The 16,799-nt window shown below is 46.0% G+C and carries 16 protein-coding genes; 4 read left to right on the top strand and 12 right to left on the bottom strand.

Translation table 11 applies throughout. The annotated features are described in order from the left end of the window. Positions 1–33: 33 nt before the first annotated feature. The 11 genes from nqrM to L8G48_RS00675 form a co-directional block, all read right to left on the bottom strand. Positions 34–246 carry a (Na+)-NQR maturation NqrM gene (gene nqrM / locus L8G48_RS00725; protein WP_248262705.1) on the bottom strand — a complete coding sequence of 71 codons (213 nt, stop codon included), beginning with the start codon at positions 244–246 and terminating at the stop codon, positions 34–36. Positions 247–254: 8 nt separating this feature from the next. Then, entirely contained in the window at positions 255–1,286 is a 1,032-nt protein-coding gene (locus L8G48_RS00720) for an FAD:protein FMN transferase (RefSeq protein ID WP_248262704.1), read from the bottom strand. 3 nt (positions 1,287–1,289) lie between these two features. Beyond that, entirely contained in the window at positions 1,290–2,516 is a 1,227-nt protein-coding gene (nqrF, locus tag L8G48_RS00715) for an NADH:ubiquinone reductase (Na(+)-transporting) subunit F (RefSeq protein WP_248262703.1), read from the bottom strand. A gap of 36 nt (positions 2,517–2,552) precedes the next feature. After that, entirely contained in the window at positions 2,553–3,161 is a 609-nt protein-coding gene (gene nqrE, locus L8G48_RS00710) for an NADH:ubiquinone reductase (Na(+)-transporting) subunit E (protein WP_248262702.1), read from the bottom strand. Between the two features lie 5 nt (positions 3,162–3,166). Further along, positions 3,167–3,799, bottom strand: coding sequence for an NADH:ubiquinone reductase (Na(+)-transporting) subunit D (locus L8G48_RS00705; RefSeq protein WP_248262701.1), 633 nt, complete (start codon positions 3,797–3,799; stop codon positions 3,167–3,169). Further along, positions 3,792–4,568, bottom strand: a complete 777-nt coding sequence (locus tag L8G48_RS00700; protein ID WP_248262700.1) for a Na(+)-translocating NADH-quinone reductase subunit C — start codon at positions 4,566–4,568, stop codon at positions 3,792–3,794. Before L8G48_RS00700 ends, L8G48_RS00705 begins: the two co-directional genes overlap by 8 nt. Next, positions 4,561–5,763 (bottom strand): NADH:ubiquinone reductase (Na(+)-transporting) subunit B, encoded by a 1,203-nt coding sequence (locus L8G48_RS00695; RefSeq protein ID WP_248262699.1) that lies wholly within the window; start codon positions 5,761–5,763, stop codon positions 4,561–4,563. The genes L8G48_RS00700 and L8G48_RS00695 overlap by 8 nt, the downstream gene beginning before the upstream one ends. A 3-nt stretch (positions 5,764–5,766) precedes the next feature. Then, a complete protein-coding gene (locus L8G48_RS00690; protein ID WP_248262698.1) occupies positions 5,767–7,107 on the bottom strand; it encodes a Na(+)-translocating NADH-quinone reductase subunit A in 1,341 nt (446 codons plus the stop codon). 174 nt (positions 7,108–7,281) lie between these two features. Further along, positions 7,282–8,460, bottom strand: a complete 1,179-nt coding sequence (fabV, locus tag L8G48_RS00685) for an enoyl-ACP reductase FabV (protein WP_248262697.1) — start codon at positions 8,458–8,460, stop codon at positions 7,282–7,284. Between the two features lie 84 nt (positions 8,461–8,544). Beyond that, on the bottom strand, positions 8,545–8,865 hold the full coding sequence (locus tag L8G48_RS00680; protein ID WP_248262696.1) for a BolA family protein: 321 nt from the start codon (positions 8,863–8,865) through the stop codon (positions 8,545–8,547). A 115-nt stretch (positions 8,866–8,980) separates the two neighbouring features. After that, the gene (locus L8G48_RS00675) at positions 8,981–9,457 is read right to left on the bottom strand and encodes a hypothetical protein (protein ID WP_248262695.1); all 477 of its coding nucleotides are present in this window, start codon (positions 9,455–9,457) and stop codon (positions 8,981–8,983) included. A gap of 117 nt (positions 9,458–9,574) precedes the next feature. Between L8G48_RS00675 and L8G48_RS00670 the strand changes: the two genes are divergently transcribed. Beyond that, on the top strand, positions 9,575–10,885 hold the full coding sequence (locus L8G48_RS00670) for a capsule assembly Wzi family protein (protein WP_248262694.1): 1,311 nt from the start codon (positions 9,575–9,577) through the stop codon (positions 10,883–10,885). 157 nt (positions 10,886–11,042) lie between these two features. On the opposite strand, the gene L8G48_RS00665 is transcribed toward L8G48_RS00670, so the two are convergent. Next, the gene (locus L8G48_RS00665) at positions 11,043–12,863 is read right to left on the bottom strand and encodes a cation:proton antiporter (RefSeq protein ID WP_248262693.1); all 1,821 of its coding nucleotides are present in this window, start codon (positions 12,861–12,863) and stop codon (positions 11,043–11,045) included. Positions 12,864–13,037: 174 nt separating this feature from the next. Between L8G48_RS00665 and L8G48_RS00660 the strand changes: the two genes are divergently transcribed. From L8G48_RS00660 to L8G48_RS00650, 3 genes are read left to right on the top strand one after another with little or no spacing between them, the layout of a single operon-like run. Continuing rightward, positions 13,038–14,063 carry a Fe(3+) ABC transporter substrate-binding protein gene (locus L8G48_RS00660; protein ID WP_248262692.1) on the top strand — a complete coding sequence of 342 codons (1,026 nt, stop codon included), beginning with the start codon at positions 13,038–13,040 and terminating at the stop codon, positions 14,061–14,063. A gap of 21 nt (positions 14,064–14,084) precedes the next feature. After that, positions 14,085–15,713, top strand: coding sequence for an ABC transporter permease (locus L8G48_RS00655; RefSeq protein ID WP_248262691.1), 1,629 nt, complete (start codon positions 14,085–14,087; stop codon positions 15,711–15,713). Next, complete coding sequence (locus L8G48_RS00650; protein ID WP_248262690.1) at positions 15,714–16,772, top strand: ABC transporter ATP-binding protein; 1,059 nt, start codon at positions 15,714–15,716, stop codon at positions 16,770–16,772. Positions 16,773–16,799: the final 27 nt, after the last annotated feature.

Genomic DNA, 16,799 nt, shown 5'->3' with positions numbered 1-16,799 from the left:
GTTATATATTTATAACCTTTATGACTATAAGGGTCAATGAATCTGGTTTTCTTTCCAGACCTCTTCCTTTTTCATTCGCTCTTTACGTTTTTCGCAAGGATTGTCGCAGTCACAGGCTTTTTCCATACCTAAAGCGCCAATACCACCGCAACTGCCGGAAATGGTCTTTCGTTGCACCATATAACCAATAGCCATTGCTAGTACAACGATTAAAAACACAGCGAATACCATTATAAAGGTTTGCATTAAAACTCCTACTCCTGCTTACTCAACAACGGCTCAAATGCGTCGCTGATATACTCATCAAACCCATCTTCGGTTTTATAGATGAGCATGACTGCCAAATTATGTTTTTCTGAAAATACTTTTGCTTTATCAGTTCCCGCTACCAATAAAGCTGTTGCATAAGCATCAGCAGACATCGTATCGTCAGCATAGACCGAAGCCGAAACTAAATTATGCTGTATAGGAGAGCCTGTCGCAGGATCAATAATATGTGAATAACGACGTCCATTTTCCTCGTAATAATTACGGTAATCACCCGAGGTTGCTAATGCACCGTCATTAAGTTCGACAACATCTTGTACCGCTCGTTCCGTAGAAACAGGCTTTTCTATTGCGAGACGCCATGAAGCTTCATCAGGCTTACCACCTTTGACTAGGATTTCTCCACCAATTTCAATGAGGTACTGCTTTATTCGTAGCTGTTCCAATAAATGAGCGACTCTGTCAACGCCGTAGCCTTTTGCAATGGTTGATAAATCGACATACATTTGCGGGTTGTCTTTTATCAATTGATGATTTTCTACCCGTAGCTTTTGGTAACCCGTTTTTTGCCGAGCCTCTCGCAGTTCAGACTCTGTAGGTTCATTTTCAGGCTTTGCCTGAGGACCAAAGCCCCATAAATTCACTAACGGCCCAATGGTTACGTCCAGAGCACCGTCCGTTTGCTCCGCAATCTCTAATGCACGAGTCACTACGCGTTCAAGAGCTCGGCTAATAACCACCGGTTCAGTACTTTTAAATTGATTAAACTGAGACAGTTCTGATTCAGGGTCGTAAGTCGACATTTGTGCGTTGACACGCTCTAACACAATATCGACCTTCCGTTTTATCTCATCCTTATTGTGCCTGGGATCTTTCGTGTAAAGCGTTACGCTGTAAGTAGTTCCCATGGTATCGCCACTGAATGAGATTTTATCGGGCGCGTCAGAACAAGAAACTAAAAAGGCCAGCCCCATAAGGGCCAGCCAAATTTTAGTCGTCGAAAATTTCGAAAACATCATGGATTAACCACCAAAGTCATCCAGCATAATATTCTCGTCTTCTACGCCTAAGTCTTTCAAAAGGTTAATAACGGCAGCGTTCATGACCGGAGGTCCACACATGTAAAACTCACAGTCCTCCGGCGCTTCATGGTTTTTAAGATAACGTTCATACAGAACATTATGGATAAAGCCAGTGTCGCCTTCCCAGTTATCTTCCGGTTGAGGATCAGACAGTGCTACGTGCCAGTCGAAATTATCGTTTTCTTCTGCCAGCTCATCGAAGTCTTCAACATAGAACATCTCTTTTCTTGAGCGCGCACCGTACCAGAATGAAACCTTACGATCAGTTTTTAAACGACGCATCTGATCAAAGAGGTGAGAACGCATTGGCGCCATACCAGCACCACCACCAATAAAGACCATTTCCGCTTCAGTTTCTTTGGCGAAGAACTCGCCGAACGGACCTGAAATTGTCACTTTGTCACCCGGTTTCAGACTGAAAAGGTAAGATGACATTTTACCGGCTGGCAGACTCAAGTCATTAGGCGGCGGGGTTGCTATACGGACGTTTAGCATAATAATGCCTTTTTCTTCCGGATAGTTAGCCATTGAGTAAGCGCGTATAACTTCTTCGTCTACTTTAGATTCAACATCGAAAAAGCCAAAGCGATCCCAGTCGCCATGATATTCCTCTGAAATATCAAAGTCTTTATACTTAACGTGGTGCGGCGGCGCTTCAATCTGAATGAAGCCACCGGCACGGAATGGCACATCCTCGCCTTCCGGCAACTGAACAATAAACTCTTTGATAAAGGTTGCTACGTTGTCGTTCGACTTGACTGTACAGTCCCACTTACGAATACCGAACACTTCTTCAGGCAATTCAATTTCCATGTCCTGCTTAACGTTAACCTGACAAGAAAGACGGCAACCTTCGCGAGCTTCACGCTTGGTAATGTGATCAAGTTCAGTTGGCAGAATGTCACCACCACCTTCTTTTACGGTGACGCGACACTGACCACATGAACCACCACCACCACAAGCTGACGATACGAAAATACCAGCGTTAGCCAACGCACCCAACAGTTTTGTACCAGGCTGGGTCACGATTTTTTTGTCATCGTCTTCATTAATCAGGATTTCTACGTCACCTTGAGGTACCAGCTTTGATTTTGCGAACATAATAATCGCAACCAAAACCAGTACGATAATAGTGAACATCCCTACACCGAGATATATCTCTTGCATCGATTCGTACCTTTTTTTACCGATTCAACACACTGGTTATAAGGATACGCCGGAAAACGACATAAAGCCCAAACCAATCAGACCCACTGAAATAAATGTAATACCTAAGCCACGCAAACCATCGGGTACATCAGCATATTTCAGTTTCTCGCGCACTGCCGCCAAAGCAACAATGGCTAAAGCCCAGCCAACACCGCTACCAATTCCGAACACAACCGATTCGCCAAAGTTGTAATCACGCTCAACCATGAACGCAACACCACCAAAAATGGCGCAGTTAACGGTAATCAACGGAAGGAATATACCCAGTGCGTTATAAAGTGCGGGCACATATTTATCCAATGTCATTTCCAGAATCTGCACCAGTGCAGCGATAACGCCAATAAAGGTCAAAAACTTAAGGAAGCTTAAGTCTGCGTCCGGAAATCCGGCCCAGTCAAGTGCGCCCGGCGCCAGAATGTTGTGGTAAATTAGATTATTTACCGGTACCGAGATACCCAATACAACAATAACGGCAACACCTAAGCCAAAAGCCGTTTTTACTTTCTTAGATACCGCCAAAAAAGTACACATACCTAAGAAGAATGACAGCGCTAAGTTTTCAATAAAAACGGCGCGTATGAACAGGTTGATATATTGTTCCATGACTATTACTCCTTAGGTTCAACTTGTTCAGTGCGGAAGCTACGCAGCACCCAAATGAATCCACCAATAATAAAGAAAGCACTTGGTGGCATCAATAACAAGCCTACCGGTTCATACCAACCACCTTGTGATGCCAGCGTTAAAATCTGAACATCAAACAAACTGCCTGATCCGAACAGTTCCCTAACAAAGCCGACAACCAATAAGACGATAGAGTAACCTAAGCCGTTCCCAATACCGTCCAGTAACGACATAAACGGGTTGTTTTTAGAAGCGTAAGCTTCTGCCCGCCCCATTACAATGCAATTGGTAATAATTAAGCCGACGAATACCGAAAGTTCCTTAGATATCCCATAAGCATAGGCTCGCAGTATCTGATCAACCACAATAACCAAACTGGCAATGATGGTCATCATAACAATGATACGTACACTTGACGGTATATGGTTTCGGATTATAGAAATAAATAAGTTTGAGAAAGCAACAACCGCGGTCAATGCTATACACATAACCAAGGTATTGCTCATTTTCGACGTTACAGCCAAAGCAGAACAGACACCAAGAATCTGCAAAGCGATGGGGTTGTTGGCAAATATCGGTCCGAATAAAACGGACTTCATTTCTTTTGCACTAGCCATTGTTCAACTCTCCCTCACGAAGTTTTTTGAGTAATGGACCGTAACCGTTTTCGCCCATCCAGAATTGAACTAGGTACTCAACACCATTACTGGTTAAGGTCGCACCGGAAAGCGCATCAACTTCATGCTTACTACTGGCTCCACCTTTTACTACTTCAAACTGGACGTTACCGTCCTCGCCATAAACTTCTTTACCTTGCCAGGTTTTCACCCAGTTAGGATTAGTAATTTCGCCACCCAGCCCCGGAGTTTCTTTGTGTTCATAGAAAGTAACACCTTTCACCGTGTCAAAGTCCTGCTCTAAAGCGAGCAGACCGTACATGGTTCCCCAAAGCCCCTGGCCACGAATGTGTAGAACTAAGCCTGTTGTCTCGTCACTTTCATCCTTAACCAAATAAATTTGCGTTAAGTCTTCACGTGTACCCAAGCCAGCTGGATCATTCTTCTTTTCAAGTTTTGTGCTGGTTTCAGGATCACCCGCCGCTTTACGATTACTAAAGGATACCGTATCGATATCGTCTTTAACCGTTAGGTCTTTGAGGCTAACAACCATTGTATCGATACGTTGCCCATAGGCCTCAGTGACATTGGTATCAGCTTTCAGAAGACCAACGGCATCCAATACGTTTTTCTGCATATCAAGTGCGGCGTTCTTTTCCTGCATGGGTTTTAAACCAATAGCAGCTCCAGAAACCACAATTGAGCAAACCAGACAAAGTGCCAGCACGACAATAATTGTCTTACCTAAACCTTCATTTTTATTAGCCATTGCGCGCTAACCTCCGTTTGATATTTGCCTGTGCTACAAAGTGGTCAAATAACGGCGCGAATACGTTAGCAAATAGAATGGCCAACATAATGCCTTCCGGGAAGGCCGGGTTAATAACACGGATCATGACCGTCATAAAACCAATTAACAAGCCGTACGCGAACTTTCCTCTATTGGTATAGGACGCTGATACCGGGTCGGTTGCCATGAACATCATCGCAAAAGCAAAACCACCCAAGACTAAGTGCCAATACCAGGGCATCGCGAACATGGGGTTAGTTTCGCTGCCTATCAGGTTCAAAAGTCCGGAGAACAGAACCATGCCGGCAAAAACACCCAAAACGATACGCCAGGAGGCTATACGGAAATAAATTAACGCCAAACCGCCTATCAAAATAAGCAAGGTAGAAACTTCACCGACTGAACCTTGAATGTTGCCAAGGAAAGCATCCCACCATAATGCGGTGTTACCGTAATCCATGTTACCCAGCGCTGCTTTACCCAGGTTAGTTGCACCAGAGAAGCCATCAACAGCGGTCCAGATTGAATCACCGGACATATTGGCCGGGTAAGCGAAATATAAGAATGCCCGCCCCGTCAGTGCCGGGTTAAGGAAGTTACGGCCTGTGCCGCCGAAAATTTCCTTACCAATAACGACACCAAAGGTAATACCTAAGGCGACCTGCCATAGCGGCGTTGTTGCCGGTAAAATCAATGAGAATAAAACCGAGGTAACGAAGAAACCTTCGTTCACTTCGTGCTTGCGAACAGACGCAAACAATACTTCCCAGAAACCACCAACAATAAAGGTCACCGCATAAATTGGCAGGTAGAAACAGGCGCCGTACCACATTTTGGCACCCCAGCCAGCATCGGCTCCGAGCTCACCACCTAGCAAGTGGAACAAACCAACCTGCCAAACATCTGCCAGCTCATAACCGCTGACCAAGGCCATAGCTGCCTGGTTACCAACGTTATACATACCCCAGAACATGGCCGGGAAGGTCATCATCCACACCAGAATCATAATGCGTTTCAAGTCGATACGGTCACGCACGTGCGTCGCCGACTTAGTCACAGTACCAGGTGTGTATAAAATTGTAGCTACCGCCTCGTATAAGGGGTACCACTTTTCGTATTTACCGCCTTCTTCAAACTGCGGTTCAATACGCTCGAGTTTGTCTTTCAAGCTCATGGGTTAGCCTTCTTTCTCAATCTTAGTGAGACAGTCACGCAGCACCGGGCCATATTCATATTTCCCCGGGCAAACATAAGTGCACAATGCGAGATCTTCTTCGTCCAATTCCAAGCAACCTAATTGCTGGCCTTCGTCCGTATCTCCTGACAGCAAGTCTCTCAACAATACGGTAGGCAGAATATCCAGAGGCATAACACGCTCATAATTGCCAATTGGAACCATTGAACGCGAAGAACCATTCAGCGATGTCGTCATACTAAACAACTTCTTCGGATTAAAATGCCCCGCATAAGCACGCGTTACTGAATGCAAATCAGAGCCCGGGCGAATCCACCCCAGAAACTCTTTGTAATTGCCTTCAGGAATAACACTGACTTGATTATGGAAGCGACCTAACCAGGCGTGTTCTTTGTCAGCAGTATGGCCATGTAAAACAGAGCCAGAAATAATCCGCAGATTATCACGGCTGAGTTCGCTGTCTGTTAATTCATGCAAATTGGCACCCAGACGTGTGCGCAACAGACGCGGCTCTTTTATACCTTCACCAGCTACAGCCACTGCTCGATCAGTAAATATTTCACCGGTTGTGAATAATTTACCGTAGGCAATGACGTCCTGGTAACCAATATGCCATACCGGGCGTTTAATGCTCGCAGGCTGCAAAAAGTGTATATGAGTACCAACCAAACCCGCAGGGTGAGGGCCGGAAAAAGATTCTAATGTAACATCGGCATCACCGGTATCAACTTCGGCATCAGCGGCTTTACTAACAAACACTTTGCCTTCGGTCAGGTTCGACAATACCTTCAAACCATCAATAAAAGCTTGCTTCTGTTCATTAATAAATAAAGTTGGGTCACCCGCTAGCGGGTTAGTATCCATTGCGTTAACGAAGATTGCGCTGGGCTCTGCATCTAACGCCGGAGATTTGCTGTAAGGACGGGTACGAAGCGCAGGCCACTGACCCGACTCAACCAAAATGTCCTGAACCTTTTCACGACCTAATGAATTGAGCTTATCGCTGTTAAATTTGTCAAAGGTGACTTGCTCATCGCCTTTCAATTCAACAACAACGGCCTGCAATACTCGGCGCTCACCACGCAGGATGTCTTTAACTACACCAGCACCAGGGGCTGTGTATTTGACACCAGGGTTTTTCTTATCCTCGAAAATAAGCTGACCTTTTTTAACCGGGTCACCTTCTTTCACGTGCATGGTTGGGCGCATACCCACGTACTCTTCACCTAGGATAGCGACTGTTGTCACAGCCTTACCGTCGGATAGTTTTTGCTGGGGCGCCCCTTTCGTAGGGATGTCCAGCCCTTTCTTGATCGTAATCATATGCGTTTGCACTACTCGTTAAGGGAAGATTCATCTCAACCAGCCATTACGACTGGAAACCTGAATAATCAAATAGTTACCGACACAAGCAATCACTTTTAGAGGACTTCCTGTCGGTAACCTAAAACATTTTCCACACTTATCAAAGGGATTTTAGCATTTTTCCCACAACGCTTACCAGTTTACTTTTGGATCAATATCAGCGTCATAATCGACATTATCAAAGCCAAAACCAAATAAGTGCAGGAAGTCCTGATGATACCCCTCGTAATCGGCAAGCTGGTGGAAGTTATCCTGAGTTACGTGCTCCCACACAGCTTCTACCTTTGCCTGGGTCTTATCATTGGTCTCATAGCCATCCATGTGAAGGCGGCCGGCTTCATCCAATTCCGGGCTGCTGTTGTAAAGACCTTCAGTGAACAAGCGGTAAATTTGCTCAATGCAACCTTCATGCGTACCTTCTTCTTTCATCACTTTATAGATTAATGAAATATAAAGAGGCATAACCGGAATAGCTGAACTTGCCTGAGTAACCAGCGCTTTTAGCGAAGAAACATACGCTTTCAGATTCAGGTCATCACACTCGGCGACAAGCTCTGATGCAGCCCGGTCAAGATCCTCTTTAGCCCGACCAATAGTCGCATGCCCATAAATTGGTAATGTCAATTTTTTACCGATATAGGTATAAGCTGTCGTCTGGCAATTGTTCGCCAATACTCCAGCATCATGCAGTGCTTTAACCCAGCATTCCCAATCTTCGCCACCCATAACTTTAACGGTATTCGCAATATCATCATCAGTAGCGGGATCAAGCGTAATTTCATGCACTTGGTCTTTATCCGTATTGTAAGTTTTGGTGGTGTATTGTTTGCCTATAGGTTTTAATACTGAGCTATAAACTTCGCCGCTTTCCGGATCTTTGCGTTTAGGTGAAGCCAGGCTATAAACAACGAGGTCAATTTTGCCCATGTTTTGCTTAATGTAGTCGATACTTTCCCGCTTAATTTCGTCAGAAAAGGCATCGCCATTAATTGAATGGAAGCCTATGCCCGCTTTTTCAGCTTGTTGATGAAAAGCGGCAGTATTATACCAGCCGGCTGTTGCTGTTTTCTTTTCTGTCGGTTCTTTCTCAAAACACACACCCAGAGTATGTGCCTCGCTACCAAACGCGGCTGTAATTCTTGAAGCCAGTCCATAACCTGTAGAGCAACCTATTACCAGAACATTCCTCGGACCGTTGGTCACCGCAGGTTTATTTCGGACATACTCTATTTGACGCTTTACGTTTTCGGCACACCCCACCGGGTGAGAATTGGTACAGATAAAACCGCGAATTTTTGGCTTAATGATCATATTAATGTATCCCTGTTGTTCGCATTATTTTGGTTATTGTAACTAATGCAACCACAGGAACACATCAGACATGCGTAATTTTTCTTAATTTGCCGCTATTTTCGAGCCGCCAAGACAGTTTGGCGAACGTCTGGACTCGCCCAGTTGCTCCCACTCGCCTTGGGTATAGGTGTGTAACGCCAATGCATGAATATTATTCATCAGTTCATCAGCCAACACTTTATTAACCGCACGATGTCGGTTAATTAACCGCTCTCCGCTGAATTTGGGTGTCACTAATACCACTTTAAAGTGAGATTCGGCATTCGCTCCGCCCGAATGCATATGGCTTTCATCTTCTACTTCCAGATGAATTGGCGTAAACGCGTCGCGTAATTTGTTCTCAATATTTAACCCAATAGACATAACTAACCCCTACCATGTTCAGCTCAGTATTCAGTCTAGTTTACTGAAACCGAACCACAGAATTTTTTTACCAATAATTATCTAACTTTACGAATTTTCGGCAAATAAAGTTTTCTCAATACGGAGAATCATCGACGGCCGCATGGCAGACCTCTGCCATCGAAGAAAAGGCAACCACGGCAGGAAATACGGCATCGGCTAGCTCTCCTTTTGACACGCCCACGGGCTTCACAACATGATAGCGTTGCGCACTGACGTTTCCTTCAACTTGCCAGAGTAGAATATCTGTTTCTTCAAATAGCGTGGATAACGTACTCAAACCTTCTTGCCTGTATGGCGGAAATGCCGTGCTTTCTCCCGATAACCGCCAGCGTCTAAGCTCAGCTTTTGATGCCAGCAAAGCCTCATTAATACGGTCCCGGCAAAAGCTCAATTCTACTGTCGCTTTACTCAACTGCCAGTCAGCATTCGGCAAGAGTTGTTCGTCCAGCGCTTTAATCTCAGCACCGCGTAAATCTGTTGTAACCTCCTGGCCACAACCATTAAGAGCTGCAATAAACAAACCCGCCAACAAAAAACGTTTAAAAGTCATAAGTGGAACCTCCGCAACGGCGTATTATAACTGAAAAGCTCAGATAAACCGTTGTCTTAGTGTTAAAATTTCTGGCAGTATAGAATGCAATTTGTCGTAGGGATTCAAGTACGTTTCATGTCAGTCATCTCATTTTTTCGCAACACAATTATTGTCGGCGGTCTCAGCTTAATGTCAGCCCCTTCTGCGATCAGTTCCGTATGGATAGAATCGACGAACGTAGAATTACGGAATAGTCTGATTGTTTTAGCTGAGTCAGGACTGATTAAAGCACCTATCCAGCAGTTTCCTATTACCTGGAAAAGCTTACTACCTGAATTAGATGCCCTTGAACTAAAAGAGCTGACAGCAACCCAGCAGTTAGCTTTGCGTCACGTACGCCACCAGTTGTCACAAGCTCAAAGCGGCCCGCAGACCCGTTGGTATATAGGAGCTACAGATAGCGAACAAGTTGTTCAGGACTATGGGGACGCTACCTACGAAGAAGGAAAAATTAGCTTAAGCCGGACTATGCATGGCACCAATTGGGCGGCAAAAGTTCAGGTAAATTACCGTCAGGATCCTTTTGAAGGGGAACCTAATAAAACACTGGATGGCAGTTACTTAGCTTATAACCTTAATGACTGGAGTTTCAGCCTGGACTCACTTCCGCTGCGCTGGGGGCCGGCAGAACACAGCAGTTTGCTATTTTCCAATAACGCCCGCCCTATGCCCAAAATTCGTATTGACTACGCACCGGATTATCCTCCGGCCGGTATGAACCCTTTTAAAATTAGCCTATTTAGTGCTTATCAGGATGACGGCTACAGCAATTATAATCGCGTTAACGGTATTCGTTTTTCCAGTCAGCTCTTTCTGCACCTATGGTTTGGTGTCAGTGCTATAGAACAAACGGCCGACAATCGCCCGGATAACCGCATGTTGACTGCTGATGCACGCACCGGTTTTGACTGGGGTGCGCATCAGTTTTCAGCCTACGCGGAACTGGGTATTGACCGGAAACTGGAAACCGATGACAAGCCGGCATATACTCTAGGCGCGCAATGGATGATCGGCTCTGAACAACACCGCCATAGCATTACTGTCGAGTACAGCCAGCTGGACGGTGGAGAGGAACATGACTTTTATGCTCTTGATGACAATCAACGGCAATACTTCCTGAACCATCAGCGTAATCCCGGCTCGCCTTTTCCCCGCAAGAGTGAAACCTTGTCAGCCAGTTACCGGCAGTTTTCTGCGGATGGTTCGGCCTGGATCGCTTTGCTCAGTCGCAGCAAAGAGAAAAACGATGACACTTTGTCCAGAGCGCTGCTGCGACGCACAGAACCGGCTTTTTCGGGACTCATAACGCTTTCTCTGCAATACCTTGATGGCAGTAGTTATGATGGTGAAGTTGGTGTTCAGTTAAGCGCAGAGTGGCGTTTTTAGCGCGCCACTTTCTGACTCACTCCCAGGCTAATGCCCAGCCTTATTTCAATCTTCTAAGACGTATCCACAGTCCGGACATTCCGGCTATTCACCGGCCCACAAAGGAGCACGCCGGCTTCCTCAGTTACATTGCGGCCAGCCGATGAAATCAACCTTTTTATGTTGCGTTGCCCGGTTCGCTCTCATTTTCCTCAGACTCCGCTGAAATCATAGCGATGACAGTCCACCCGGACTGTGGTTTAAGTTCTCTTTCCGTTGTAAAAATATGAAGTTTTTCAGCATCGTCTAATGCAAACATCGGCAAAGCCCGAGTTCCATATTTTTGCTGATAGTCAGCAAAACTAAAACTGTCTGTAATTGGTGTTGATTTAATCTTAGCGCCTTTAAAATGCAAACTGGCAAGCTTGGAATAAGTCACACTTTCGCCAAAAAGATTTAATGTTTTGCGATAACTTTCGGTCAACTGATGACTGGCTCTATAATCTTGTTCGCCGCCGTTCAAACCATGGACTTTTCGGGAACCAAACCAATCCTGATAATACATAGATACTAAAGGATTCAACTGCTTATAAGGGGACATCACCAGCAGCCGACCAAGCCCCGCTAAATCAATGTTATTGGCGGCATGTTCCGATGCTGGATTACCAAAATACACCGGTAAGTTATCCATTCTCGCTAACTTGATATTCTCCCAGTTGGTATCAGCCAGGCGAACAGGAATGCCTCTTTCCTTTATGTTTTTAGCGACAGCCCTTGCCATCTGATTAGCGCCAAAAATCAAAAAGCCATTTGCGGATGGTTCCAGCAACCCTAACAGCCGTGCCAGCGGCTTCGCCGTTAAACTTTGCAGCACAACTGTCGTCATTATTACCAGGAAAACCAAGGGAACAACCGCTGAAGCCTGGGTCCAGCCTGATTCTTCCATTTTTAATGCAAACAGTGCTGAAACCGCTGCCGCGACAATACCGCGGGGGGCTATCCAGGACAATAATACTTTGTCCTTAACCCTTAACCCGGTTCCTATTGCCGACAGCCATACCGCTAGAGGGCGCACCGCAAACAAAATGGATGCAATCAAAATAACCGCAGGGATCCCCAGTGCATCAAACTCAGCGAAATCAAGCCGGGCGGCCAAAATGATGAAAAGAGCGGAAATTAATAACACACTCAGCGTTTCTTTAAACTCTAGTATTTCTTCCATATTCAGGTTGCGCGTGTTGCCCATCACCATACCCATAACGGTAACGGTTAATAAGCCGGATTCATGCTGAATGGCGTTCGACAGAGCGAAAACGCCAAGCACAATGGTTAAGGTAGCAACATTCTGCAAGTAATGCGGAAACCAGCCTCGGCCCAAAGCAAGTCCCAATAAACGCGCGGCTCCCCAGCCTAGTGCGAACCCAAGAGCAATGGTTGTCGCAAACGCCTGCAGTGCGTAAAGAAAAGCAACGTCCTGACTGGCAATAATAAATTCGTACACCAAAACCGCTAATAAAGCACCGAGCGGATCGATGATAATCCCTTCCCAGCGTAAAATGTTTGCCAGTTTATTGATGGGTCTAATAGAGCGTATCATCGGCTGAATAACCGTTGGCCCGGTTACCACAACTAGCGCACCAAACAGCGCTGAAATCTCCCAGCCATAGCCCATAATAAAATGGGTTAAAACAGCAATAACGAAGAAGGTTACCAACATGCCAATACTGACCAAATTGGTTACCATACGGCCATGCCCGCGAATTTCTTCAAACTTCAGCGTAAGGCTGCCTTCAAACAGAATGACAGCAACTGCCAGAGACACAAAAGGAAAAAGCAAGTCTTCAAATAACGCATCCGGGTCTAATAAACCAAAAGTAGGTCCCAATAATAAGCCGCAGATTAACAAGGGTAATATTGCCGGCAGCTTAATGCGCCAGGCTAACCACTGACAACAAATGGACAGCACACCTATCAGGGCAAGCAACGATAGTTCAGACATAAGTTCTCCGCTGAAAATAAGTCTTTTGTAGAATAGCAGAAGCGAATACCTTGACTACCCTCAACTACCGAATTTAGATGACTATTTTTAAATGAGAATAGCTATCATTATTCAGTCTTTTTGATATAATCACTTCGTTTCAACCATATAGAGTTCGTTAAGGAGTCATTTCAAATGCGTCAGTTTACTTCATTACTCGCAATACTTGCCGCGACTTCTGCGACACTGGTGTCCCTCACTAGCGCCGCCGCTGAAGTGAATATTTACTCAGCGCGAAAAGAAGCCCTGATTAAACCGGTTTTAGAAAAGTTTACCGAACAAACCGGTATTGAAGTGAATTTATTGACCGGTAAAGCGGATGCACTGCTTGCCCGCCTAAATTCAGAAGGTAAAAATACACCCGCCGATTTATTTTTGACGGTTGATGCCGGAGCTCTGCATCGCGCGGTTGAAGCAAACGCTTTTCAACCGCTAGATTCGGATGTCATTAACTCGGCGGTTCCGTCTCATTTCCGTTCATCGGATAACCTTTGGTTCGGCTTGAGCCTGCGTGCTCGTCCAATTTTTTACTCGCCAGAACGTGTTAACCCGGATGAGTTAGAGTCCTACTTGAGCCTGGCCGATGACAAATGGAATGATCGTATTTGCATTCGTTCATCAAATAACCTCTATAACCAGTCATTGGTTGCGGCACTGATTGAACATCACGGCGCAGAAAAAACTGAAGCATGGGCAGAACAATTTGTTGCTAACTTTGCTCGCGAACCAGTTGGTGGAGACCGCGACCAAATTAAAGGTGTCGCCTATGGTGTTTGCGATATCGCGGTGGCTAACACCTATTACTTTGGCCACATGCTGAACTCAGATGACGCCGAACAACGTGAAGCGGCAGAGAAAGTTAAAATATTCTGGCCAGCTCAGGATAAGCAAGGGGCTCACGTGAATGTTTCTGGTATTGGGATTACCAAACACGCCCAAAATGTTGACCAGGCTCAAAAGCTGATTCAATTTCTGGTCTCTGAAGAGTCTCAAAAATGGTACGCTCAGGCCAATTATGAATACCCGGTTCGCGAGGGTGTTGAATGGAGCGAGACTCTGCAACAATGGGACGACTTCAAACAGGACGATATCGCTATGGATATTCTCGGTGAAAATAACGGTGACGCCGTTCGCTTGATGAACCGCGCCGGCTGGCGTTAATTTGTATCAGGAGATGCATAAATGAACCGTGGCACGCTATTGCTGTTTGCCGTCGCGGTGTTGATAGGGCTACCACTTATTGTGGTAGCTTTGTCGTTATTAAATCCCCAATGGGACACCCTGTACCATTTATGGCAAACCGTTATACCAGAGTATATCGGTCATTCGTTGATCTTATTATTCGCCGTTGGCTTTGGTGTTACTTTATTAGGAGTGAGCACGGCCTGGTGCATTAGCCAATACGATTTTCCGGGATGGCACTGGTTAAGCTGGGGGTTGTTACTTCCGTTAGCAATGCCCGCTTATATCACCGCTTATACTTACACCGGCTTGCTTGATTACGCAGGCCCAGTACAAGGACTTATCAGAGATATATTTTCGGTCAATATCGGCGAGTACTGGTTTCCTCAAATTAGAAGTCTCAGCGGCGCTATCTTCGTTCTTTGCATTGTTCTTTATCCTTATGTTTACCTCATCACTCGTGCCGCTTTCATGCAACAGTCAACAACCGCCTTTGAAAGTGCAAAAACGCTGGGAGCTGGATCACTAAGAAGCTTCTGGAAAGTCGCATTACCATTGGCTCGTCCGGCTATCGCAACCGGCGTCACGCTGGCTTTAATGGAAACATTGGCCGACTACGGCACCATGGAATATTTTGGCGTCACCGTTTTTACCACCGGAATATTCAGAACCTGGTACGGCATTGGTGACGCTCAGGGCGCACTGCAGTTGTCGGCGCTGTTGCTGGTATTCGTCATCATATTGATTATGGTTGAACGTTACTCTCGACACCGAGCCCGTTTTTATCAACAACGTTCGGCCACCCGGCCACCACAGCGGCGCCCTCTCCGAGGCTGGCGCGCTGCAGTCGCCTCACTGGTTTGTTGGTTGCCTGTTATTCTTGGTTTTGCGATACCCGCAGCACAGCTGCTCTGGTGGTCTGTTCAAAAATCAGATATCTGGCAGCAAAGTGCTTTTTGGGTTTTAACCTTTAATACGCTCTGGTTAGGATTGTTAGCCGCAATAATTACTGTTGCTCTGGCTCTATGGCTGGCTTATGGTCGACGTCGCTATCCTACCCGGCCATTGCGGGCAGCTATCAGCCTGGCTGGCATGGGTTATGCCATTCCGGGTATTGTCATCGCTGTCGGACTGCTGTCACCTTTAGCCTGGCTCGACAATCGAATTATCAATGTCAGCGAATGGTTGTTTGAATTTAACCCCGGCTTATTGTTTTCCGGCACCGTTATTGCGCTTTTATTTGCGTACAGCGTCCGTTTCCTCTCGGTCTCACTGCAAACGGTAAACGCAGGGTTGGAACAAATCACACCGCAAATGGACGACAGTGCCCGCACCCTGGGCGCCAGCGGTAAGCGAATTTTGTGGAGAATCCATTTACCTTTGCTCCGCAGCCCATTACTAGCTGCACTTATTTTAGTGTTAGTCGATGTTATGAAAGAATTGCCGGCAACTTTGGTTTTAAGACCTTTTGACTTCAATACTCTGGCTGTACGCGCATTTGAAATGGCATCTGATGAGAGACTAGCTGATGCCGGCCCACCCGCGCTGATGATTGTCGTTGTCGGTTTAATTCCGGTTATTATGTTATCGCGGGCGTTACGCAGTAACTCGCTTAAAACAGGAGAGTAAATGAGCACATTACTGAACATCGACACAGTCAGCATCCAGCTTTGCGGTGATCTCATCGTCGACAGACTGGGCTTATCACTAGAGCCTGGTGATATTGGCTGCTTACTGGGCCCCAGTGGTTGCGGCAAAACGACTCTGTTACGCGCTATAGCCGGCTTTATCCCGGTTTCACAAGGCAAGATACAGTTACACGGTAATACGGTCTCTTCCGAAGAAATACAGCGACCAACCGAACAGCGCCAAGTTGGCATGATGTTTCAGGACTTCTCATTATTCCCTCACTTAACTGTTGCCGACAATATCCGTTTTGGTATTAACCGCTTACCTAAAAAGCAGCAGCAAGAGCGCATTCAAGAGCTGTTAAGCCGTATCGGCCTTAATGGGTACCAAAATCGTTATCCTCACGAGTTATCCGGCGGCCAGCAACAACGCGTTGCCCTGGCCAGAGCCTTAGCACCTAAGCCCAAACTCATGCTGCTGGACGAGCCTTTCTCCAGCCTTGATGCCGAGCTAAGAGAAGTCTTAACCCATGACGTAAGAAGGTTGCTTAAAGAGGAAGGGATTACCGCTTTACTGGTCACCCACGATCAGCAAGAAGCCTTTGCCATGGCCGATAAAGCCGGTGTCATGTACTCGGGACAGTTACTGCAATGGGAAACACCCTATGCGCTTTATCATCAACCGATGCATCAGCTAGTCGCAGACTTTATCGGCCGCGGAGTATTGCTTAAGGGAGAAATTAAAAAACATAAACTGCACTGCGCATTCGGCATCATTGAGCATCAGCAACTGCTCGGCAAACCGGATATGAGTGTTAACTTTTTAGTGCGTCCCGATGATGTACTGATTAATAACGAAAGCTCTATGAAAGCTATTGTTGTCGGTTGCGGTTTTCGCGGTTCGCATTATCTCTATACGTTAGAGCTCGCTGATACCAGCCATGTATTAGCCGTTGGCCCTTCTCATCAACCATTAAACACAGGTGAACAAATTGGTATTGATATCGACTTTGATCATTTAGTGGTATTCGACGCTTCACTGTGCGAACTGCCGGACTGATGTTTGCGTAAACCAATGACAAGTTAA

Source organism: Idiomarina aminovorans, assembly GCF_023155095.1.
Classification (GTDB): domain Bacteria; phylum Pseudomonadota; class Gammaproteobacteria; order Enterobacterales; family Alteromonadaceae; genus Idiomarina; species Idiomarina aminovorans.
The sequence above is the reverse complement of the archived record's forward strand: the minus strand, read 5'-3'. Positions and strand labels throughout refer to the sequence as shown.